Source organism: Aureicoccus marinus (assembly GCF_002954325.1).
Lineage (GTDB): Bacteria > Bacteroidota > Bacteroidia > Flavobacteriales > Flavobacteriaceae > Aureicoccus > Aureicoccus marinus.
On sequence record NZ_MQVX01000001.1, the window covers coordinates 2,608,583 to 2,632,250 of the forward strand.

The following is a 23,668-nucleotide window of genomic DNA, read 5'->3' on the forward strand; positions in this document are numbered from 1 at the left end:
TTTTGAATTGGGCCCTGAGATTATTCAAGTGGGGCATGAGGAAGCCCGGAAGCACCTGGAGGGTCTCATTGAAATTGCAGAGAAACTTCAGCAAGAAGGTCATCACAATGCCAAAAGCAACTATGGCGTATTGCAAAGAAAACAGGCAGGCCAGTTTACAGAGCAAGACAGCTTGGTTATCGATCGCCTGCGCATCTTTGGGTCCAAAAACTACAGTCGCGGCTATATCAAAGGAAAACTCCGTTTTGATTTGTCCGAACCCATCACCTTTTTAAAACTGCGTCAAGGGCTGAATAATCTGGCCGCCAGCGGGAACTTTAAAGGGATTCGCTACCAGCTTAAATCCAATGGCTTGGGGACCGATCTGGTTCTAAAGCTCAAAGAAGATCCGACCAAGATGTTCCTTAAAATGGGGGCACACTACGACGATTTATTTAAGAGTTCGGCCCTGATCAATTTGACCCGGAAAAATTTCTTGGCACAAGATGATGTGGCTTCCTTCGATTTGATTTTAGGAGACAACATTCGTTATTCTCTCCAGTATTACCGGGATAAAGGCCCTTATTGGAGTTTTGGGTACAACTCTTCCCTCAACGATTTTAAGCGGTCTGTCGATTTTGGAATTATACAGTCCAACTTCAATGTGATTCAGGACCCGAATGTCGGCGAAATCAATTTGGATGTCACCGAGTGGAAGAACCAGCTCTATGTACAAACCGTTCTCCGTGAAGAGTTCGCTTTCCAGATGGGAATTGAGCACAAGCTCCTAAAATACAGTACCAGAACGCTTCGCAACCTGGATGAAGTTCTGCCTGAAAACGGAATTGATCCAACAGGAGGGAATGAACGGACCTTTTTTGAGAACAGTAATTTTTATTCCACCTACGGTTCCCTTGTTTTGGACACCTACGACGATCGGTACTTTCCGACCAAAGGTCTCTATTTTAATGGAGACTTTCACCTCTATCTTTTTTCGTCTGATTTCAACGACAACTTCAAGGAGTTCTCGGTTTCTCAGGCCCAAATTGGTGCCGTATTTCCTTTGACGGACCGCCTGTCGTGGCAAATAGAAACCGAAGGCGGATTTAAACTGGGTAGCCAATCCCGGGTGACCTCTTTTGATTTTGTCTTGGGCGGTTTTGGCAATGAACCCGTCAACAACTTCAAGCCCTTCTTGGGCTATGATTTCTTGAGTCTGCCAGGAAACTCCTATGTCAAAGCCTACACCCGCTTTGACTACCGAATTTCACCCAAGAACCACTTGCTGGTTGCAGCCAATATTGCCAATGTGGACGATGACCTTTTCCGGACCGGAGAGTGGCTCTCGGCCCCCGACTTTAGAGGCTACGCCTTGGGTTGGGGCAATGAATCTTTTTTGGGCCCTGTTCAAGTCTTATGGTCCTGGTCTCCCCAAACGACCCGAAGCCAAGTATACTTTAGCGTAGGTTTTTGGTTTTAAGTTAAAGTTGGTTAAAATTCCTAGGCTCCATGCGGCTTTGTCGTAATTTAGCAGCGCTAGAGGGGTGGTTCCCTCAATACTTTAAGTATTGGTTTTTCATAATTTAAAGTTTGGTTGGTTATTTAGAAAAAGCCTCAACACGAGTTGGGGCTTTTTTATGGGCATACTAAAATGGAACAACTTTTGGTTATCTATGCGTAAGGGCCTATTTGAAGACCCCGACTTTTAGTACATTTAAATTAAAATTTGCAGTATGAAGAAGACTACCCTATCTCTGATATTGGTTGTATTCTTTGGCCTTACCATACCCACTTCGGTGAATGCCCAGGATAAAACAACAGCCTTTAAGGCTGGTGAGTGGTTAAAATTCCGCATTCACTACGGTATTTTCAATGCCAGTTTTGCAACCCTTCAACTGAAAAATGACAGCATCGATACGATACCGGTATTCCACGCCGTAGGCAAGGGACGTACAACGGGTCTAGCCCGTCTGTTTTTTAAAGTAGACGATGTATACGAGAGCTATTTTGGAAAGAACGACCTCAAGCCTTATCGCTTTATTCGAAAAATTGACGAAGGCGGCTACACCAAGGACCTGGAAATTGATTTCAATTACCAGACGGAGCAGGCCTTGATGACCGATAACAAAAAGAAAACCAAAAAGAATTACGAAATCCACCAGGATATTCAGGACATCATTTCGGCATCCTATTATCTGCGGGACCGGGTAGACACCAACACCCTAAAAAAGGGGGATGCGGTTGATTTGGATATGCTTTTTGACGAGGCGGGGATCTATAATTTCAAATTGAAATATTTAGGAAAAGATGTTCTTCGAACCAAATACGGGAAGGTAGAATGTTTAAAATTCCGACCTTTGGTGCAAGCGGGTAGAATTTTTAAGGAAAAAGAAAGTTTGACCCTGTGGGTGTCGAACGACCTCAACCGAATTCCAATCCGCGTTAAAGCTGATTTGGCAGTGGGATCGCTTAAAGCAGATCTCGATGGCTTCAACGGCCTGCGAAACCAGTTCAAGATTCTCATGAAGTAAACACCATTGCATGTTAGAGGACCATATCGCCTCTCAGATTCGTAAACTCGAAGAAAAATACAAGCACTCAGGACAAGATCTTAGTGCTTACCTCGACGGCCTACTGTATCAGCGATACCTGACCTATTGGGACTATATTCACTTGGATACTCTTTTGAGTCTTCAGGTGCCTAAAACCCACTTTCCGGATGAAGAAATCTTCATCATGTACCACCAGATTACGGAGCTTTATTTTAAGCTGATTCTCCACGAGATGAAGCAGCTAGCGGAATCCTTTGAAGGGGCTGCCGACTTTATGGTGGAGCGCCTCCGAAGAATTAACAGCTACTACAAGGCCTTGATTTCTTCTTTTTCCATTATGATTCAGGGAATGGAAAAGGAACAATTCATGCGCTACCGCATGGCACTTTTGCCAGCCAGTGGTTTTCAGTCGGTACAGTACAGAACCATTGAATTCTATTCCACACCCTTAGAGAACCTTGCCTCTATCGACAAGAGAGAGGGACTCAAGAAAAACAGCAGTGTGGAAGATTTATACGAACAAGTGTATTGGAAAAAGGGAGCCACAGACCTGAAAAGTGGCGAGAAAACCCTGACACTAAAACAGTTCGAAAATCGTTATACGCCTAGGTTACTTCGTATTGCTAATCAACTGAAAGGCAGCACGCTATACGAAACCTACCTCAAGCTTTCCGAAGCCGATAGGAAGCGGGAAGATCTGATCAGCGAATTGCGACTTTTAGACACCAATGCCAATATCAAATGGCCCCTGGTGCATATGGGATCTGCAAAGCGCTACCTGGGAACACATAAAGAAGCGGTCGAAGCGACCGGTGGAACCAATTGGAAAAGCTATTTGCCTCCCCACTTCCAAAAAATAATATTTTTCCCAATTTTGTATGGTGAAGTAGAACAAGATGAATGGGGTAAAGCCTGGGTGGATGAATTCCTGGCAGACGGCCCGAAACCGAATTAATGAAGAATAAATACTTTTTACTCGGGCTTGCAGCACTCAGCATTGTGGCTTGCAAGAAAAAAGAGGAGCCCGTCACTAAGTCGCCAGTAACCATGGTGGTTGAAGAAGAGCCTGTCGATATGCGATACGGCTTTAATTTCGAAGAATTTACCGTTGTCCAAGACACCATTGAACGGGGACAGAGCTTCGGGGAGTTGATGATTGATCACAATGCGGATTACCCCAAGGTGGTTAAGATCGCCAATGAATTTAAAGACACTTTCGATGTTCGAAAATTGCAGTTTGGTAAACCCTACTACATCCTCAAATCCAGAGATAGTATTGAGTCTGCTCAAGTCTTTATCTACGAACAAGATAGGGTGAACTACACCGTTGTGGATCTTAGGGACTCGGTTGTCGCTTACCGCAAGCAAAAGCCTATTAAGGTCATCGAAAGAGAAATCGCCGGAGAGATTTCGAATGGAAGCAGCCTCTATTTGACCTTGGATTCTCTCGGAGTTGATCCCAACCTCACCTATGAATTCTCTCAGATTTACGCGTGGCAGGTCGATTTTTGGCGAATCATGCCTGGCGACAAGTTCAAGCTCATCATCAAAGAAAAATACATCAACGATTCGATTTATGTCGGCTTTGAGCCGGTTCAAAACGCCTATTTTGAGCACCGAGGAGAACCGCTCTACGCCTTTGAATACGGACAGGATTCTTTGAGTCAGCAGGTCGAATTTTACGATCAAAACGCTATGAATCTGCGAAGAGCTTTCTTAAAAGCGCCGGTTCGCTACAAGAACTTTAGAATTTCTTCCCGTTACAACCTCCGCAGACGTATTTCCTATTACGGAAACCGAATCCGACCGCATAAGGGAACTGATTTTGCAGCGCCTTATGGAACGCCGATTATTTCGACTGCAGACGGGGTGGTGGTAGAATCCACTCGTCGAGGTGGGAATGGTAAATTCGTCAAGATTCGCCACAACGGAACCTACAGCACCCAGTACCTTCACATGAGCAGGCGTTCGGTAAGTGTTGGACAATACGTCAAACAAGGGCAGGTCATCGGGTACATTGGGATGACAGGGAATACCAGTGGTCCTCACGTTTGTTACCGTTTTTGGAAAAATGGTCGCCAAGTCGACCCCCTGCGCGAAAAATTGCCTTCTGCAGAACCGATCGCAGAGGAACTACGAGAGGGCTTCCTGGAGTATATCGTGCCGATTAAAGCCAGGCTTGATGCGATTCAATACCCCATCAGACCAAATTCTCTTGAGCAAGAAGAGCCCGTAACACCACTAATCACACAGACGCAAGAAGATGTCATTTCCGAGCCATAATCCCACTGAAACTAAGGCTTGGGCAGCCCTCGAAGCCCACTACCAAGAAATTAAACACAAACACCTCACCGAACTTTTTCAGAATGATCCAAATCGGGCATCAGAACTGAAAAAGGAATTCCCCGGTTTTTTGTTTGACTACTCCAAGAACCGCATGACTAAAAAGACGGTGGAGTTGTTGGTACAGCTAGCGAAGGAAACCGGATTGGACCAAGCGAAGCAGGCCTATTTTGGAGGAGAAAAGATCAATGAGACCGAAGGTCGAGCAGTGCTCCATACCGCTTTACGTTCGCCAGCCAATGCTGCCGTTGAACTCGACGGGAAGAATGTGGTACCGGAAGTACAGGAGGTCAAGGCCAAGATGAAATCCTTCTGTGATGCTGTTCTTTCAGGTAATAAGAAAGGCAGCAGCGGTAAGGCTTTTACCGACGTAGTCAATATCGGTATCGGAGGTTCAGACTTGGGTCCCGTCATGATAACCGAGGCACTGGCCTACTATCAAAAAGGATTGCGATTGCACTTTGTCAGCAATGTAGACGGAGACCATTTACAAGAATCGTTAAAGGGCTTGGATCCGGAAACGACTTTGTTTGTGGTGGTTTCCAAGTCTTTTACTACACAAGAAACCCTGGCAAACGCTCAATCGGCACGCAAATGGTTTGTAGAAAAATTATCGACTGAGGCGGTTGGTGATCATTTTATTGCCGTATCAACCAACATTCCACAAGTAGAGGCTTTTGGCATTGAAGCTCAAAACATCTTCCCGATGTGGGATTGGGTGGGAGGCCGATTCTCTCTTTGGAGTACGGTAGGTCTTTCGGTCGCCTTAGCGATTGGTTTTGATGGTTTCGAAGAATTATTGGCCGGAGCAGCGGCTATGGACCAGCATTTTAAAGAGAGCCCATCAGAAGAAAACATTCCTGTCTTAATGGGATTGATCGGGATCTGGTACAACAACTTCTTTGGAGCGGAATCTGTCGGTGTTATCCCGTATACCCAGTACCTCCATCGTCTCCCTGCTTACTTGCAACAGGCCATTATGGAGAGCAATGGTAAAAGCACAGACCGCAACGGAAATCCGGTCGATTACCAGACCGGAGAAATTGTTTGGGGAGAGCCCGGGACCAATTCCCAACACGCCTTTTTCCAGTTGATACACCAAGGAACCAAACTGATTCCCTGTGACTTTATTGGCTATAAGAAATCCCTCTATGGTGAGAAGGAACACCACGATAAGCTGATGGCCAATTTCTTCGCCCAAACCGAGGCCCTCATGAACGGTCGAAGCCTAGAAGAAGTGCAAGAAGAGCTTAAAAATCAAGGTCAGGGAGCTCATTTAGCCCCCTTCAAAGTCTTTGCAGGAAACAAACCGACGACAACCCTCTTATTCGATCAACTTAACCCGCACTCTTTGGGTATGTTGGTCGCTCTTTACGAGCATAGAATCTTCGTACAAGGGGTGATTTGGAACATTTTCAGTTATGATCAATGGGGTGTTGAGTTGGGTAAAATTTTGGCTAAGACGATTCTATCTGATATTCAATCAGATAGCCTGACATCGCACGACTCTTCAACGACACAGTTGCTTCAGCGGTATAAGAATTAGGTCTTATAGGCACCGGAGTGCTTAACGTTAACTTTACATTAGGACATATTTTGTTAACGTCCTTAACATTCACCTGATACTAGGAGCTCTTTTTTAATACTTCCTTAAGAACCGCCCGCGGATTATGGAGGACTTTTGCAATTCTAATTAAACAATTAAACACTGTTAAGAATGAAAAAGTTACTTCTTGCTGTAGTGGCATCTTTGATGACTACTGTAGCTTTCGCTCAAGGGGTTACGACTTCCTCTATGGGAGGTCAGATCTCTGACAACGCCGGCGAGCCCTTACCAGGTGCCAACGTAGTAGCAGTCCACCTTCCTTCCGGAACGGTTTATGGAGCTGCAGCTGACTTTGACGGTTTTTACCGTATTTCTGGTCTCCGTCCTGGAGGACCTTACAAAGTGACCATCTCTTATGTTGGTTTCAATGATTTCGTAAAAGAAAACATCTACTTGCGTTTAGGAGAGTCTTTTAGAATCAACCCTAAGCTGAGTGAGTCTGCAACGGCATTAGACGAAGTTGTTCTTACGGCTACTCCTAATGGAATTTTCAATTCAAACAAGACAGGGGCAGAGACGAGCATCAACAACCGTCAGATTCAATCTTTGCCTTCAGCTTCGCGCTCATTGGCAGATTTTGTTCGTCTAACACCGGAAGCTCAGATTTCTGAAGGAAATGATGGATTTTCTATTTCCATTGCAGGTCAAAACAACCGTTACAACGCGATCTATATTGATGGTGCCGTCAATAACGATGTATTTGGTCTTGCTGGATCAGGAACCAACGGTGGGCAGACTGGAGTAAATCCTTTTTCTGTAGATGCAATTGAGTCTTTCCAAGTTCAATTGGCTCCATATGATATTAAAATTGCCGGTTTTGCTGGTGGTGCTATTTCGGCAATTACTCGATCTGGTACCAATGAATGGCAAGGATCAGCTTATTACTTCTTCCGTAACCAAGACTTGGCAGGAAAGACTCCTCCAGACTTGACAGGAACTGGAAGTGATCGTCAGAAGCTGGCTAATTTTACTGCCAATACATATGGTTTCCGTTTAGGAGGACCTATTGTTAAGGATAAACTTTTCTTCTTTGTAAACTACGAGCGTCAAGACGATGAGACTCCTCAGCCGTTTGATCCTGCTACTTATATTGGAGACACCAATGCTGCCGGTTTGGCAGATTTGAGAAACTTCCTAATCAACACTTACGGATACGATCCAGGAGGGTTTGAGAGCAACACCCGAACGCTTATCTCTGATAAAGTAACCCTTAAGTTAGATTGGAACATCAACGACAAGAATAAGTTATCTCTACGTCACAGTTATGTAGGTGCTGAGAACTTGGAAGCTCGTAACTCTGATTTCAACAGTATTGGTTTCATCAACGGTTCCGAATTCTTCAATACAACGACCAATTCTACGGCCTTGGAGTGGAACTATGCTGGAAATAAATTTGCCAATAACATGGTTATCGGATACACCAAGGTGCGTGACGACCGTGATCCTTCAGGAAACCCATTTCCAACAGTTGATATCATTGATGGTGCTGGATTCATTAGTCTTGGTGCAGAGCCTTTTTCTACAGCAAACTTGTTGAACCAGGATATTTTCACCTTCACTAATAATTTCGATATCTATGCGGGAAGACACACCATTACTTTGGGTACACACAATGAATACTCTGAAGTTAAGAACTTATTCTTCGCTTTTAACTACGGAGATTACACTTTCGAAAGTGTTGCTGACTTTATCCGAAATGATGGAGTGGGAATTGATTTTTATCAGCACGGATACGCCCTTGTAGGTGACGGAACTGTTGGTGATGATTCAGCTGGGGCTTCTGAGTTTGATATTCTTCAACTTGGTTTTTATGCTCAAGACGAAGTACAATTCTCTGACAGACTTAAAGTAACTGCAGGTGTACGTTTTGACTTCCCTGTTTGGTCTGCTGGTCCTGTAAACGATGACTTTAACAACAGAACTATTCCTATCCTACAAGCTGCTGGTAAAGACTTGCAAGGTGCGATGGTTGGAACAAGCCCTCGTACGCAAGCCCACGTTTCTCCTCGTATCGGTTTTAACTGGGATGTAAATGGAGATCGCTCAACCCAGATCCGCGGTGGTTTAGGTATTTTCACTTCTCGTATGCCTTTGGTTTGGCCAGGAGGGACCTACAACAACAACGGTATCACTTCAGGTTTTGCCGCTTCATTTAACACTACGGTTACTGAGTTCACCCCAGACATTAACAATCAACCTGTTAATGTTGAGCCAGGATCAGGTGGTACTGGAGGAAACGTAGATTTGATTGCTGAAGACTTCATGTTGCCACAGGTATTTAAGTACAGTCTGGGTGTTGATCAAAGGTTGCCATTGTGGGGCTTGATCGCTTCTGGAGAAGTAATCTGGAATGATAATATCAATGCCGTTTACTACGAGAACCTGAACATTGGGGATCCTGTAGGTAACCTTAACCCTGCTGGTGGACCTGGTCGTGGTGATGCTCGTCCATTCTATGACAGAAGAGCTCGTTTGGATGGAACATATGGTGGTATTTACCTTTTGTCAAACACTGGTGAAGGAAACTCTTTCAGTTCTACAGTTACTTTGACAAAACCATTTGATGCTGGATTTTCTGGAAGCGTTTCTTGGAACTATACAGACGCCAACTCTATTTTCGATGGTACTTCTTCTCAAAACAGCTCTCAGTGGAGAAACATTCAGTCGGTTAACGGTAAGAACTCTGCTCTTCCAACGTCAAGATCTGACTTTGCAAGAGGACACCGTTTCTTGGCGAACGTGACTTATGAGCACAAATGGAATGAGAATTTGAAATCGACTATTGGACTATTCTATGAAGGATCTCGTTCCCAGCCTGTTACTTATGTGTATCAAGAAGGACGTGATTTGTTGAATGACGATTCTCGTGACAACGCTTTGATTTACGTACCTCGTGATGCAAGTGAAATCAATCTACTTGATGGCGCTAATGGTTTGACTTCTGCTCAGCAGTGGGACGCACTAAACGCGTTTATTAGTGGCAATGAATACTTGAATAGTCGTCGTGGGACCTATGCTCAAAGAAATGGCGACGAAGGTGCTTGGAGTGATGTAGTGGATTTAAAGTTCCTACAAGATTTTACTTTGAACGCTGGAGACAAGAAGAACACGCTACAACTTTCTCTTGATATTTTCAACTTTACCAACTTGTTGAACAAAGATTGGGGTAAACAACAGTTTATCGGTGGATTCGGAGAAGTTGGATTGATCAGAACAGAGACTGCAGGTGAAAACCCAGTTTTCTCTTACAACCCTTCAGTTGGAGAGAATTTGATTCAATTGGATGACCGTGGTATTGAGAGCTCAAGATGGCAAGCTCAAATTGGTGTTCGTTACATTTTTAACTAAGCCAATAATCATATAGCTTAGAACCCTGCCTTCGGGCAGGGTTTTTTATTTTTGTATTATTCCACTTTAAAGCGCAAAACCATTATGGAAGTTTTAGTTACCCTTCACTCGTATTTGGCCTATGTTGTTTTGGCCGTTCTCGTTCTTGCTGTAGTCAATGCCTTTACCGGTTGGTTGGGCAAACGAAGCTTTAGCCTCAGCCGAGACTTTCGCATTAGTTTATACGCTTTAATTTTTAGCCACATTCAACTCTTTATCGGTCTTTTGGTTTACTTCACATCTGCCAGCGGACTAAAAGCAATTCAGACCCTCGGTATGGGCGGATTAAACGCTCCTGCACGTCTTTTAGCCTTGGAACATCCAACTATTAATATTTTGGCTTTGGTATTGATTACAGTAGGTTGGTCACGCCATAAAAAGACGGATGACGATACCGTAAAGTTCAAAAGAATCGCCTTGTTGTACGGCGCTGGTCTGCTCCTGATTCTTAGCCGTATCCCTTGGGGTCTTTGGCTATCTTAAGGAACCTTAGCTTCTAACTTTTCTTTTCTAAGGCGCAGCAGTATTGGAAAATGATCACTGTAGCCTTCTTGGTAGAGGGTTCCGATATACGTTCGTTTTGGATACCCTTGGTAGCGGCCTTCTGATTGAATCAATTCGGGAAGAACCAGTACTTTAGAATCAACTAATTTCCACCCATCAGGGGAGTGGAGAAAGTTCTCGCTGATGATCCACTGGTCAAAAAGTGCCCATCGATCGCGGTAAGCTATACTACCAATTCCTGCTTGATAAAGTGACAACATGGGGTGATGTAATTTTACCCCTTCCACTTGATCCGGGCGCCTGGCTTGAAGAAGTCGTTGAATACTCTTGTCTGTTGGGTTGTCATTCATATCGCCCATCACGATTATTTTTCTTTTGGGCTGATCTCGGTAAAGAGAATCAACGATCTTCCGGCCTAGTTTTGAAGCGGCGATGCGGTAAGGATCAGACCTTCGTTTCCCGCCGCTACGGGAGGGCCAATGGACAATAAGCAAAGCAATTTCTTCCCCTTCTAAAAGACCGGAGACCACCAACTGGTCGCGGGTATAACGACGATGACCCTGATCGTCTTCAATCAGCAGGCGGTGTGCTCGGAACTGCACCGGTAAAAAGTCTTCTTTTTTGTAAAGAAGGGCTACATCAATGCCTCGGTGGTCTGGTGAATCGTGGTGGATCCAAGCATAGTTTTGCCCGTTCAGTGCGGGACTTCGAGCGAGGTCTCTTAAGACCCCGGAATTTTCAATTTCGCAAAGACCAATTAGACTCGGACCTGATCTTCCCATACTCGGAATTTGCTTGAGAACTGCGGACAATCGCTGAATTTTAGAGAGGTATTTTTTAGAGGACCAGCGGTACTTACCGTTAGGGGTCCGATCTTGATCTAGGTTAGGTGGGTTGGGGACGGTGTCAAACAAATTCTCCACATTGTAAAAGAGAAGTTGAGCAGAGTTTTCATGACGACTTTGAGACTGTAAACCGGTTATGGAAAAGTAAAGACAAGCCCCAGTCAGGATTGCTGCAAATTTTGGTTTTTTGAGCTGTAACATAGCCCAAAGATCAGGGCGCTCACTGCATGCACCTTGCGCTCCTACGGTATTCATTTGCCCCATGTCTTTAAAAAATATAATGGGTTTACTAGAAGGTCGATCAATAGGCTTATGGGCTGTTTTGATGCTGATGTTTCAGCCTGGTTTTATTCTAGGTCAAGCGCTTGATACGTCTCCCTCAAACGAGCTTGTTCCGGTCTCTTTTGACCAGGCAAACCTGTTTTATTTTCAATCGTTTTTGGAAGCAGGAAGGGATGAACTCCAGCAGATGATTTCCTTTGATTGGGGGGTTCATTTCTTTAGAAATAGAGGAGGGAATTCATCAGATTCGGATCTCTTTTTACAGGGATTGCGTTTAAGGTCCAGTATAGATGGTCAAATCCCCTGGAGTGATCTGGCCGGCCTTAATACTCCTTTGCGCAACAGATGGCAAAGAATGCCCACTCAACGCCAAGAGTATGCTTTGGAGAACCGCTTGGGAGTTCAACATATTGATATTTCTCCTTTTAGGAATAGACTTCAAAACCACTTGGTTTTTAGTGTAGCGAACCGTTTTTATTCTACCCGGTTTGGCTATTCAACAACGCGCGAATTCGGTAAAAAGCCACACCGTTTTTCGTTGAGTTATACCGGGCGGATAGGGTTCTTTAATCACTTGAGAAGTTCTTCTTTTTGGCTGTCTTGGGCCTATCGCCCTGAGCGTTCCAGCGAGTGGGGGGCAGTACTTTTTGGGGTACGTAGCACAAGGTCTCGTCAAGGAGCACTGACCCGAGAAATATGGGAGCTTTTAGGACCTGATTTTCGTTCAGATCAGGGCAACTGGAAGGGAAGATCTCGACCAACACGCTTAGTGGAGGCCTTTCGCCCTCTTCTCTTGTTTTATAGAAATACTCAAACTGAAGCAGCCGAATGGAACTCCAGTGTGGCCTTACAAATCGGGCGAGGTCGACAAACACGCTTGAGCTACCAGGATGCCCCTCACCCAAATCCAGTCTATTACCGGTATTTGCCTTCCTTTTATAGAAGGAGGGCTTTTGGTCATCGAACTGATCTTGCGCAAATAGAACAGGATCTTATTCGGAATCCCGATCTAAGCTGGCAACAGTTGGTAGAAATCAACCGGGGCTCATCATCTGGCCAGGCCTTTTATTCTGTACTAGGAGACCAGGAAAAACGAAGGAGAATCTGGTTTTCCAGTCATGTAAAGGCTAAGCCTAGCCCTCGGTCAACTTGGTATACAGGTATAGCCTTTCTCGGGGAGCGATATAAGTATTCTCAACACCTTCTGGATCTGTTGGGAGCACAATGGTGGAAAAACGTCGACCCATTTACTCATCAGGCCTATAATGTAGAAGGTCCTATGGAGAAAATACAAGGTGAGCCGGTAGGTTACGCTTATAATTTCTATTCGCAATCCTTCCGACTGGACGCCTCCTATCGACATCAGGCTGGACCTCTTGAAATCCAGGGAGGAGTAAAGTACCAGTACTTAAACCGGAGGCGTACGGGATTATACGCCAATGATTGGTACGGACTTTTGGCAAAAGGCCCTTCCGCTAACTTAAAACAGCAAATGTTAGGAGCCCGATTATGGGGGCAGTGGGATGCCAATTTACGGTATCAGTTCAGGGGGTCAATTCAATGTGAACAGACTTTTTTACCCTTGAGCTCCCTGCTTATCGAACCTGAATTGAGCAACTCTATACACCAGCCTCTTCCAACCCCTTGGGCACTATCCGTAAATCTGGAGGCTAAAACAAGACAAGAAGATTGGGAACTGAGGATAACGGGTTTTTACAACAAATTGGCAGAGCAACAGAGCAGGAGAAATTACTATTCAGAAACGGTCCATAGCCAAAGTTTTATCAGTGAAGTATTGGCCAATCAAAGTCAGCTTCATCTAGGGTTTGAAGGTCTTTTCGTTTGGCAACCCCTTCCTTCCAACTCCTTTGAATTCGGTTGGCAATTGCGAAAAGATGTATGGCAAAATAATCCCCGCTTGCATTGGTATTTTCGTCCAGAGCCCAACGAGGTCAACCAGAATACAGAGCCTGTATCGATTAATCAGACGGTCTCATTGAAGGGTAAAGCCTTAGCGAAAGGTCCGCAAAGCGCCCTGGGGATGCGCTGGAATTATCAATCGGAAAAGTATTGGTGGCTGCAGTTGGGCTTACATTGCCTCTGGAATAACCGCTTGGCCTTAGCACCGGTTCGGTATACGAATTCCTTCTTGCTATCGCCTAAGGGTACGGAACCGATCCCACTTTCCCCAAATGAGTTGTGGGCTTACCGTTTGCAGGAGAAACTACCGGCGGCCGCCTATATGCACCTGAGTTGGGGGAAGTCTTGGAAAAACAAAGAGCGCTATACCCGTCTTTTTATCAGTTTTCAGAACCTGACCAATTCCCGAACTCCAACGGGGGGATTTCAGCAAGGAAGGGTAGGCCATGTGTCGATGGCCAGAGAAGAGTTCGTTAGTGGATACCCGCTATTTGGCAACCGCTACTGGATGAATTCTGGGCGAACTTTCTTCCTGAACCTCTCTCACTTTTTTTAATGTAAATCACTATATATGAATAGAAACCATTTGAATTGTATCGCTTATCTACCCAATAATCCGGGTTATCACTATTATCTTCTGCTGGCCTTGATTGGATTAGTCTCTTTTTCTTCCTGCGAGTATATCCCCGTAGGGGATCCACCCGAAAGCAGTTGTCAAGACTCCAGCGCACCGTTAATTTCTTTCAATGACTTAGTTGCTCAATGGGATTCTGATCTGCTTTACCTCGGTGAGGACCAAGTGTTGGAAGGCTATGTTACTTCCTCCGATGAGGCAGGGAATTTTTTCAATGAATTGATCATACAAGATCAACCTTCACAGCCGGAGCATGGATTAAGAGTTCTGTTGGAGTCTTCGAATACCTTTTCTAGCTATCCTGTTGGGACCAAGATTCGAATTCACCTTCAGGGCTTAGGTCTTGATCGGGTTTCTGGAGAATGGCGATTGGGGAGTGTACAAACTCTATTTGATCAGCCCAGCCTGACGGGGATCCCTCATTCCCTCATGGCAGACTTTATAGTGAAGAGTTGTGTCCAGGACGAGCTTCTAGAGCCCTTTTCCATTGGGGAACTGCCATTGGATCAATTACCACTATTGACCTTGGTTCGCTTGGATGGTATGCAGTTTATTGAGGAGGATTTAGATAAATCCTATGCCGACAGTGAGAACGAGACCATTCGTGAATTCGAAGATTGTGCAGGTCAGCGATTTGGTTTGATCAGTAGCCATTTTTCGGATTTTCAGTCGGAACCTATAAACCATGGAAGAGGAAGTATTGTAGGCATTGTAGAATCCATGGGATCAAAAAGAACAATAAGGATTAGAACTCTGGACGACCTCAGCTTTCAGGAAGATCGTTGCACCACAACTTCTCCCATTGAAGAAGATGATAACCTGATCTTTATTTCCGAGATCGCCGATCCCAACAATGAAACCGGTGCTCGCTTTATTGAACTCTACAATGCGGGCAATCATGAACGCGTACTCAAAGGGTGGATTTTGCAGCGATTTACCAATGATTCGCCGGAGGTAAGCAGTGAAACGGATTTATCTGGCCTTCGTATTGAAGCCAAAGGAACCTTGGTCTTGGCGGCAAATGGTGAAGTGTTTGAAGAGGTCTATGGGAGGGCAGCAGATGCTGTAGTTAGCGGTAATAGTGTTGCTAACTCCAATGGAGATGACAACTTTCGCTTGCTTTCTTCTCTGGGGGAGTCTATTGATTTATTCGGACGAATCGGGGAAGATGGAAGCCTAACGGACCACGAATTTGAGGATGGTCGAGCACTTCGAAGACCGGAGATTGATCAGGGTCAAAACGCTTATGACCCTTCGGAATGGTGGTTGTGGAATGATAGCGGAGCTGCCGGCACAGAGAACCGTGCCCAAAATGCTCCTGAGGATTATTCGCCCGGAATTCATCCAGACCCTATGGAATAGAAGGTCAAAAGGCAAAGAGTTCCTAAATTCCATTGTAAATTAGAGCTATGGAGCAACAGAACAATAAGGTGGGTACCTTTTACGCAGCGATAAGGGAAGGCAATCTCGAGGCGGTAAAAGCAGGTCTCCAAGAAGAACCCAAGTGGTTGGAGCATCGTGACGAAAGGGGATCTACTCCTCTTCTCTTGGCAACCTATTACGGCCATAAAGAACTTAGTACTTTTCTTTTAGAAGCCGGTGCCGAACTCAATGTTGAGGATAACTCCGGGAACACCCCCTTGATGGGAGTGTGTTTCAAGGGATTCTCGGACCTCACAGAGTTGTTAATAGAACAGGGTGCTGATGTGAATCATCAAAGTGCCATGGGGGCAACAGCCCTGATCTATGCGGCAACTTTTAACAAGTATGAGATCGCCCAGAGTTTGTTAAAAGCAGGTGCAAAAACCGACTACAGAGACTCCAGAGGAATGACGGCTATGGATCATGCCGAAATGCAGGGTTCAGACCGTATGATTAGTTTACTCAAAGAACAATAACGATGGATCCGCAAAAGGCTCACGTGCTTTTGCAGCAACTCAAAGCTCTAGCCGAAATAGGCATAACCCATGCCGATAGCGGATATGATCTGGAACGCTATCAGGAAATTCGAAAAATCAGTCTGGAGCTCTTAGGAGATTGGGTGAATCAGCCTGTAGAGAAGCTGAAGGACTTTTTTCTCGAGCCAGAAGATTATCCAACACCTAAGGTGGATGTGCGTGCTTATATCGAAAACGAAAAAGGCGATCTTCTGCTCGCTCAAGAATCCGTTGATGGTAAATGGACCATCCCCGGAGGGTGGGCTGATATTGGAGAAACCCCTTTGGAATGTGTTGTCAAGGAAGTAAAGGAAGAAACAGGTTTGGAGGCGGAGGTCATTCGCCTCCTTGCCATTTATGATAAGCGGTGTCATCCGCACCCCCCGCGGCCACATTATGTATACAAGCTTATCTTTTTGTGTAAGACGAAAGGAGGAGTTTTGAATCCAGGTTTTGATATGAAGGGAGCTCAGTTTTTTGGTTGGGATCAATTGCCGGAACTTTCGGAAGATCGGATTTTGCGATCGCAATTGGAACAATTGAAGGCCTTGTCCCGACGGGAGGAATCGGACATTTACTGTGACTAAAGACTATGGAGAAAGAGCAACTTAAGTTGGCCCTCATACAAGCGACTTTACAGTGGGAGAACCCCAAAGCCAACCTTTTGTCCTTTGAGGAAATGCTCCAGCAAGTGAGCCAAGAAGCTGATCTGATCATTTTGCCCGAGATGTTCAGCACGGGCTTCACCATGACGCCTCAAAACCTTTCTTCAGCGGAGGGTAAATACGCCTTAACTTGGATGCAAAAGCAGGCTGCCCAGTACAACGCCATGATCCTTGGGAGTTTGGTTTGGCCCTTGGGTGAAGGGCAGTTTGCCAACCGTCTTTTTGCGGTTACACCTTCAGGGGAATTCCAGTACTACGACAAAAGACACTGTTTTACCCTTGCCGGAGAAGATGAGGTCTACCAAGCCGGCAATCAGCATCTCATCCTGGAATGGAGAGGGTTTAAAATATGCCCTTTAATCTGCTACGACTTGCGTTTTCCGGTATGGTCCAGGAATACCTTTGATTACGATTTGTTGGTGTATGTAGCCAATTGGCCTGCACCACGCATCAATGCCTGGGATGCTCTTTTAAAAGCTCGTGCTATAGAGAATATGGCTTACTGTGCAGGGGTGAATCGGGTAGGTGAAGACGAGAATAATCACCAATACCCGGGTCATAGCTCCTTGTTTAATCCCTTGGGAAAATCACTTGTATACCAGGAAGAAAAATCAGGAGTCTTAGAAGCGGTCATCCATAAAAAGGAGGTTGTGGAGAATCGTTCCAAGCTGCGATTTCTTGAAGACAGGGATCGCTTTGAAATTCATTAATTCGTTACGGTAAAGACTTCTTCACGTTCCCAGTTGGCTCTGATTTCGATCAGTTGGGGGTAATACTTTACGGTTTCTGCTTGACGCAACTCTTTAATACTCCCTGTGTCCCATTGGCCGTTTTTGTTTTCGTCGTAAATCACACGGATCCCGTAGTTTCCTGGAGTGAGCAGCCTGAATTCCATCTGCATATCTCGTTCGAGGTAGCGTTTTTGAACCTGCTTTCCGTCTTTGTCTAAAAGATCAACCATCACCGGGTATCGAACCGGACCTTTTAAGTTCACTCGGAGGGTGCCGTAGTTCGCATAGCTATCACTTTTTAGATTGTATTTCAGACTGTCGTTGACCATACCGAAGAAATCAGTCAGCGCTGAGGGGAACAATTCAATAGAATAAGAACTGTTGGCTTCTACCGGAAAATCAAACCAAACTTTATTTTCGGTACTGTCTAGTCGCACAGAATAGGCCTGCGGTAGACTGTCGGAAACTTGCACTCTAATTTGAGAGGTATCCACGGAAGCCAATGGAGTGGAACCCTGAATGTAGAATTTTCCTTCCGGTTCAATCGGACCCCGGGTACTGGAAGTAATGAGCAGAGAATCCATATCTAGTTTACGAGAACGCACCGTATAGCTATCAATCTGTTGTGAGGGCAGATGCTCTACAGTAAACAGGAGAGAATCTAACTTATTGGCACTAATCCAGTAGTTCAAGGTGTCAGTTTCCGGTTGTTTGCGGATTAAATTGCGAACGCTGTCGGGCAAAGGCGTTAAGGTATTGATACGTATATCCTCGGCCTTGCCGCTGTAACCAAAAATAATCTTATTACTCGCTGCAAAACTGGGGACAGAACTTTTAAACTCAGGCTCCTCATTAAATAAGCTCAAGAGGTACAGGCTGTCGGTCGGCAAGACGATGGTGTCCTTGATAAAGCCAATTTTGTCACTATTCGCATCGTAGAAGTTATTCGAAGCTTGGTCCTTTACTGCCAACAAGCGGTAGGCCCCTGCTTTGAGGTTCCTCAATTCAAAAACCGGGGTACTGTCCAGGGTATTGGTGATGTATTTGGGAGGAATACTGTAGATCGTGGTGTCCGTAAAAGTAGAATCGAGAGGATACAGCATCACGCTGATGAAGTCATCCGGTTTTCTTTCGAAGGCGTCTTTGACAATCCCACCCAGGGTTAAAGAATCCAAGTAGGTTCCCGTAGAGAAAACATATGTCAAAAAGGGAAGAGGATTGGATTCGTTGTTGTCGACGATACTCTGCCCGAAATTGATGGTGTAGGTGGTATTGGGCAATAAGGTGTCTTTGATTTTGATTTCAATTTCTCGGCTCGCTCCACTTTGAGGAGTGATCAGTGGCTTGTATTTAAGCGGTGGAGAAATCACCAGCTGCTTTTGAATGTCATTCAGCTTGACGAATTCATCAAAAGTCAATGTAATGGTGTTGCCGGAGAATTCGGTCGTAAAATTGTCAGGAGAGGCCTTGAGCAGGACTGGTGGTGTTTTGTCTTCCGGGCCTCCCGATGGATTTCCGCGATTTGCGCACTGGACCATAGAAAATAAAATGAGTACCAGAAATAGTCTACAGAGCCAGGTTTGAAGGGATCGCATGGGTAATTCTTTCCGAAAATTCTCCAACAAAGAAACGACTTATTCCACAGAAAAGAAGGGGCTTTAACGCTCTGTTGTCCAGGCCAGGCTTATCCAATAGATTTCTCTAACTCCTGCATCTTGTAAGCACTTAAAGGCGACATCCAGCGTCGCCCCTGTGGTCACAATATCGTCGACAACCAAAACGCTTTTGTCTTTGACTCGGTGCGGATGAGGACAATAAAAATACCCTTGTCGATTTTTTTGCCGGAATTTCCGACCTCCGCGTGTTTGGGATGGGCTAAAACGCCTAACCTTAAGTCCTTTTTTCTCTAAGACTGCTTTGTGGTACTCTGCAAGAAAAGCAGCCAACCCATGTACCTGGTTGTATCCTCTTTTCAGCAATCGCAAGGGGTGAATAGGAATAGGAATTACTATATCGACTGGATAGGGCGTATAATGGAGAAAAGCGCAATTTACAAGCCAGGTTCCGATCCATTCATGTCCGCGAAATTTGAGTTGTTTTAGGAGACGAGCAATCGATGTTTGCTCCTGATACAGATAAAACGCATGCCCTTCTTTTACAAGGGAATGGGTGTAAAAAAGGGCCTCAAAAGACCGTCGTTCAACGAGGGAATTATCGGTAAACGGTAGCTCGTGAGCGCACTGATAGCAGAGGTTTTGCTCTTCTTCGGATAAAAGCGTATTACATCCAAAACAGACTCGAGGAAAGAAGTAGTTGAGCAGGTGCTTTACTATCTTTGAGTAGTGGGGAAATTTCATCGAATACAACTGCCTCCCCCAGCTACACAATGGAAGCGCCAGAATACAAACACAAAATGAAAGTGATCGTTGCCTCCCTGATGGGGGTTATCTTGCTGATCCTCATTTTGTTTTATTGGAGCTTCGCCCAGTCCCGTATTAAAATTGATGAGCTGGAAACAGACAAGGAACTTCTGACCCGTGAAATGGCCACGGTCAAAAGCGAGATCGACCGGCTTTCCGGATTGAATGAGATCACTACGATCGATTTGCAAGATGCCCGGTATCAAATTGAAAAGCTTGAAGATTCTATTGGTCAGCTGAATTTTACAGTGGCCAATTTGAAATACAATACCATTCGATTGCGTGCACTTTCCAAGCGGTTTGACAGCATCCGTAAACGCAACGAGTTCTTGGTCGCGCGAAACAACCAATTGGCTCGTGCCAACAACCGGTTTAAATCGGCGAACGATCAACTCAAAAGAATCAATGCCGAGCGCATAGCAGCTGAATCTTCTTTGCAGGAGAAGACCCAGGATTCCTTCGAAGAGCAAGGTATGATCCCGGTCAACGGGGTGTATCTTTCGGCCTTTTATCAGTCGGGCAGTCGTTTTCGCTCTACCCGAAAAAGCCGGCAGGTGGAACTCCTGCGTGTTTGCGTGGATTGGACCGCTGACGAGTCCCTCAACAGCTCCTTTTCGAAGAGCATTTACTACAAGATTACAGGTCCCAATAACCAGCTGATTCAGGACGGGACCGAAATCGTCCGCTTGGGCGATTTTGTCTACAGCGCCAAGTTTTCTGTTCGCTACAACGGGAAGCCTGGAGAAGGCTGTGACGACATTCAGGTTTCCCGAAATAGCCTCAGCTCGGGAAGCTATGTTTTAACCCTTTTTGACGACAACCAGGAAGTGGGTTCCGCTACCTTGCGTCTGGAGTAGTTTTTTATTCCCCAGATTGGGGTCATTGTTCTATTTTTGCCGCATGAAAAATCAGGAAGATCAGTTTAAAAAAGTCATTTCCCACGCGAAGGAGTACGGGTTTATTTTCCAGTCGAGTGAAATCTATGACGGGTTAAGTGCTGTTTACGACTATGGTCAGAACGGTACGGAGCTCAAAAAGAATATCCGCAACTACTGGTGGAAGGCCATGGTTCAACTCAACGACAACATTGTCGGTATTGATGCAGCCATTTTTATGCACCCGACCACCTGGAAGGCTTCCGGCCACGTCGATGCTTTTAACGATCCCCTGATTGACAACAAAGACTCGAAAAAACGCTACCGTGCAGATGTTTTGATCGAGGACCACGTCGCAAAGATTGAAGGCAAGATTGAAAAGGAAGTGAAAAAGGCAGCCAAGCGATTCGGAGAGGCCTTTGACAAACAACAATTTTTAGAAACCAATCCCCGTGTGGTCAAGTACCAGGAAGATGCCCAAGCGATTCTCAAGCGTATGGGTAAATCCTTGGAGGAGGAGAATCTTGCTGACGTCAAAGCCTTGATCGAAGAATTGGAGATCACTTGTCCGGTGTCGGGTTCCCGAAACTGGACGGATGTGAAGCAATTCAACCTCATGTTCGGTACCCAGATTGGTGCTTCCGCAGACAGTTCTACCCAGGTGTATCTGCGGCCCGAAACGGCCCAGGGAATCTTTGTGAACTTTTTGAATGTTCAAAAAACCGGCCGCATGAAAATTCCTTTTGGAATTGCGCAGACCGGAAAAGCCTTCCGAAACGAGATCGTCGCCAGACAATTTATCTTCCGTCAGCGGGAATTTGAGCAAATGGAAATGCAGTTTTTTGTTCAGCCTGGGAGCCAGAAGAAGTGGTACGAGGAGTGGAAAGAAAAGCGCATGTTGTGGCACCTTTCTTTGGGAATGGGCGAAGACAATTACCGTTTTCACGATCACGAAAAGCTGGCGCATTACGCTGATGCAGCAGCCGATATTGAATTCCGTTTTCCGTTTGGATTTAAAGAATTGGAAGGAATTCACTCCCGAACCGATTTTGATTTGAGTAGTCACGAAGAATACTCGGGTAAAAAGCTACAGTACTTCGACCCGGAGAGCAAGGAGAGCTATGTTCCTTATGTGGTCGAAACCTCCATCGGCTTGGATCGCATGTTCTTGGCGGTCTTTTCGAACTCTTTGCAAGAAGAAGAACTAGAAGAAGGCAACAGCCGAACCGTGCTCCGATTGCCTGCCGTGCTGGCTCCATTCAAAGTAGCTATTCTCCCTCTTCTCAAGCGAGATGGCTTGCCGGAACTGGCCAAAGAAATTGTGGATGATCTCAAATGGGATATGGCGGTGACCTACGATGAAAAGGATGCCGTGGGAAGACGCTACCGCAGACAGGACGCCAATGGAACGCCCTTCTGTATTACCGTTGACCACCAATCCTTAGAAGATAAAACCGTGACGATTCGCCACCGGGATTCCATGAAGCAAGAGCGCGTTGCCTTATCCGATATCAAGGCTATTATTTTGCAAGAAGTAGCCGTGTCGAATTGGTTGAAGCGTTTACAGTAAGCTCCGTTACCAAGCTAGAATCGGAAACCGATGGAGAGACCGGCACGATAGAGAAAAGTGTCTTGCCCAGGTTCAGCATTTACATTTCGGCCAAATCCCGCATAGGCCTCTAAAGAGAACTTTTCACTGGAGGTGGTCACCCATTTGGATCCCATACCCAAACCAAGAGCGAAGGTACTGTAGTTCTGGTCAACAGCCAGAATGTCTTCGTCTATTCCGGTATAGTACATCCCAAAGGCTTCCGCAAAGAACCCAGAACGAGGGTCCCGACCAAAGTAAGCTCTGAACTGAGGGCCAATACCAAAGTCCCCGTTGTAGTCTGTCGCATCGTTATCAAAATAGATGGAACCTCCAATCGAAGTGTCATCACTTAAAAAGTATTCGTATCCTCCTTCAACAGTGGTGGTTACTAAAAATTGACCAATATTGAATTTTACTTCGTGGCTGGGGCCATACCCTCGACCAACATTTCCGCGAAAAAATTGTGCATGAGTCAAACCGAAGCTCAGGCATAAGAACAGGAGAAGTACTTTTTTCATGTGTACAGGTTTTGGTTCTACAAGTCGGTGAGTGAGGGGATTCATTTCAAAATTACAGGTTCTACTGAGTTTAGTACCATTTGCAATGGCTAATTTTGTAGAAATTTTGTGAATGAAAATCGTCTCCTATAACATCAATGGAATTCGGGCTGCTCTGGGAAAAGGCTTGGCCGATTGGATTAAGGCAACCGATGCGGATGTCATTTGTTTTCAAGAGATCAAGGCCCTAGAGTCCCAATTTGATACCGAGATCTTTGCAGAGCTGGGCTACGAACACCAAAGCTGGTTCTCGGCCGAGAAAAAAGGCTACAGTGGAGTAGCTATTTTAAGTAAGCAGCAACCCGATCGCGTTGTTCAGGGGATAGACCAGGAGATTTATGACCGGGAAGGCCGGAATCTCCGGGCTGATTTTGGCGATGTTTCCGTGATGAGCATGTACTTGCCTTCGGGCACCAATACCGCCCGATTGGATTTCAAATTTGCTTATATGGACGAGATGCAACGCTATGTAAATGAAGTCCGAAAGGAGCGCCCTCATTTGATTGTTTGTGGAGACTACAACATCTGTCACAAAGCCATCGATATTCACGATCCCGTTCGCAACAAAAAAGTTTCTGGTTTCTTGCCGGAAGAAAGGGAGTGGCTCGAGAACTTTATCCAAAGTGGATTTATCGACACCTTCCGTCATTTCAATGAAGAGCCTCACCAATATACCTGGTGGAGTTACCGCGCCAATTCTCGGGCCAATAACAAAGGATGGCGTTTGGATTATGCAATGGCCGATAGTCGTCTGGAAGAGCGATTAAAACGAGCACTGATTCTTTCGGAAGCCAAACACAGTGACCACTGCCCTATTTTACTTGAACTTGCTGATTAGAC

The 23,668-nt window shown here is 45.4% G+C and carries 19 protein-coding genes; 15 read left to right on the forward strand and 4 right to left on the reverse strand.

Annotated elements, in window-relative coordinates:
- The first annotated feature begins 7 nt into the window (after positions 1–7).
- From BST99_RS15050 to BST99_RS12235, 7 genes are all read left to right on the forward strand, one after another.
- Positions 8–1,459 carry a hypothetical protein gene (locus tag BST99_RS15050; protein WP_317046172.1) on the forward strand — a complete coding sequence of 484 codons (1,452 nt, stop codon included), beginning with the start codon at positions 8–10 and terminating at the stop codon, positions 1,457–1,459.
- 253 nt (positions 1,460–1,712) lie between these two features.
- Entirely contained in the window at positions 1,713–2,510 is a 798-nt protein-coding gene (locus BST99_RS12210) for a DUF3108 domain-containing protein (RefSeq protein WP_105002046.1), read from the forward strand.
- Between the two features lie 10 nt (positions 2,511–2,520).
- Positions 2,521–3,486 carry a tryptophan 2,3-dioxygenase family protein gene (locus BST99_RS12215; RefSeq protein WP_105002047.1) on the forward strand — a complete coding sequence of 322 codons (966 nt, stop codon included), beginning with the start codon at positions 2,521–2,523 and terminating at the stop codon, positions 3,484–3,486.
- A complete protein-coding gene (locus tag BST99_RS12220; protein WP_105002048.1) occupies positions 3,486–4,814 on the forward strand; it encodes a peptidoglycan DD-metalloendopeptidase family protein in 1,329 nt (442 codons plus the stop codon). Before BST99_RS12215 ends, BST99_RS12220 begins: the two co-directional genes overlap by 1 nt.
- Entirely contained in the window at positions 4,795–6,420 is a 1,626-nt protein-coding gene (gene pgi, locus BST99_RS12225; RefSeq protein ID WP_105002049.1) for a glucose-6-phosphate isomerase, read from the forward strand. Before BST99_RS12220 ends, pgi begins: the two co-directional genes overlap by 20 nt.
- 171 nt (positions 6,421–6,591) lie before the next feature.
- Positions 6,592–9,828 carry a TonB-dependent receptor gene (locus tag BST99_RS12230; RefSeq protein WP_105002050.1) on the forward strand — a complete coding sequence of 1,079 codons (3,237 nt, stop codon included), beginning with the start codon at positions 6,592–6,594 and terminating at the stop codon, positions 9,826–9,828.
- 84 nt (positions 9,829–9,912) lie between these two features.
- A complete protein-coding gene (locus tag BST99_RS12235; RefSeq protein WP_105002051.1) occupies positions 9,913–10,350 on the forward strand; it encodes a hypothetical protein in 438 nt (145 codons plus the stop codon).
- Here the strand turns inward: BST99_RS12235 and BST99_RS12240 are convergent.
- Positions 10,347–11,471, reverse strand: coding sequence for an endonuclease/exonuclease/phosphatase family protein (locus BST99_RS12240; RefSeq protein ID WP_245916256.1), 1,125 nt, complete (start codon positions 11,469–11,471; stop codon positions 10,347–10,349). The two genes, BST99_RS12235 and BST99_RS12240, sit on opposite strands and share 4 nt — an antisense overlap.
- 25 nt (positions 11,472–11,496) lie before the next feature.
- Between BST99_RS12240 and BST99_RS12245 the strand changes: the two genes are divergently transcribed.
- Genes BST99_RS12245 through BST99_RS12265 form a run of 5 tightly spaced genes read left to right on the forward strand, consistent with a single transcriptional unit; the run spans position 11,497 to position 17,364 of the window.
- The gene (locus BST99_RS12245; RefSeq protein WP_105002052.1) at positions 11,497–13,974 is read left to right on the forward strand and encodes a hypothetical protein; all 2,478 of its coding nucleotides are present in this window, start codon (positions 11,497–11,499) and stop codon (positions 13,972–13,974) included.
- 15 nt (positions 13,975–13,989) lie between these two features.
- The gene (locus tag BST99_RS12250; protein WP_105002053.1) at positions 13,990–15,414 is read left to right on the forward strand and encodes a DUF5689 domain-containing protein; all 1,425 of its coding nucleotides are present in this window, start codon (positions 13,990–13,992) and stop codon (positions 15,412–15,414) included.
- Between the two features lie 47 nt (positions 15,415–15,461).
- The gene (locus tag BST99_RS12255; RefSeq protein ID WP_105002054.1) at positions 15,462–15,950 is read left to right on the forward strand and encodes an ankyrin repeat domain-containing protein; all 489 of its coding nucleotides are present in this window, start codon (positions 15,462–15,464) and stop codon (positions 15,948–15,950) included.
- A 2-nt stretch (positions 15,951–15,952) separates the two neighbouring features.
- The gene (locus tag BST99_RS12260) at positions 15,953–16,576 is read left to right on the forward strand and encodes an NUDIX hydrolase N-terminal domain-containing protein (RefSeq protein ID WP_105002055.1); all 624 of its coding nucleotides are present in this window, start codon (positions 15,953–15,955) and stop codon (positions 16,574–16,576) included.
- A gap of 5 nt (positions 16,577–16,581) precedes the next feature.
- Positions 16,582–17,364, forward strand: a complete 783-nt coding sequence (locus BST99_RS12265) for an amidohydrolase (RefSeq protein ID WP_105002056.1) — start codon at positions 16,582–16,584, stop codon at positions 17,362–17,364.
- Here the strand turns inward: BST99_RS12265 and BST99_RS12270 are convergent.
- Positions 17,361–18,923 carry an Ig-like domain-containing protein gene (locus BST99_RS12270; protein WP_245916257.1) on the reverse strand — a complete coding sequence of 521 codons (1,563 nt, stop codon included), beginning with the start codon at positions 18,921–18,923 and terminating at the stop codon, positions 17,361–17,363. The genes BST99_RS12265 and BST99_RS12270 overlap by 4 nt on opposite strands.
- A 120-nt stretch (positions 18,924–19,043) precedes the next feature.
- Complete coding sequence (locus BST99_RS12275; RefSeq protein ID WP_105002057.1) at positions 19,044–19,742, reverse strand: ComF family protein; 699 nt, start codon at positions 19,740–19,742, stop codon at positions 19,044–19,046.
- A gap of 56 nt (positions 19,743–19,798) precedes the next feature.
- On the opposite strand from BST99_RS12275, the gene BST99_RS12280 reads away from it, so the two are divergent.
- Both BST99_RS12280 and BST99_RS12285 read left to right on the forward strand, forming a co-directional pair.
- Positions 19,799–20,662, forward strand: a complete 864-nt coding sequence (locus BST99_RS12280) for a hypothetical protein (protein ID WP_146106297.1) — start codon at positions 19,799–19,801, stop codon at positions 20,660–20,662.
- A 43-nt stretch (positions 20,663–20,705) separates the two neighbouring features.
- Positions 20,706–22,250, forward strand: coding sequence for a glycine--tRNA ligase (locus BST99_RS12285; RefSeq protein ID WP_105002059.1), 1,545 nt, complete (start codon positions 20,706–20,708; stop codon positions 22,248–22,250).
- A gap of 14 nt (positions 22,251–22,264) precedes the next feature.
- Here BST99_RS12285 and BST99_RS12290 read toward each other — a convergent pair whose 3' ends face one another.
- Complete coding sequence (locus BST99_RS12290) at positions 22,265–22,789, reverse strand: hypothetical protein (protein WP_105002519.1); 525 nt, start codon at positions 22,787–22,789, stop codon at positions 22,265–22,267.
- Positions 22,790–22,901: 112 nt separating this feature from the next.
- Here BST99_RS12290 and BST99_RS12295 point away from each other — a divergent pair, with 112 nt between their 5' ends.
- A complete protein-coding gene (locus BST99_RS12295) occupies positions 22,902–23,666 on the forward strand; it encodes an exodeoxyribonuclease III (RefSeq protein WP_105002060.1) in 765 nt (254 codons plus the stop codon).
- The last annotated feature ends 2 nt before the right edge of the window (positions 23,667–23,668 follow it).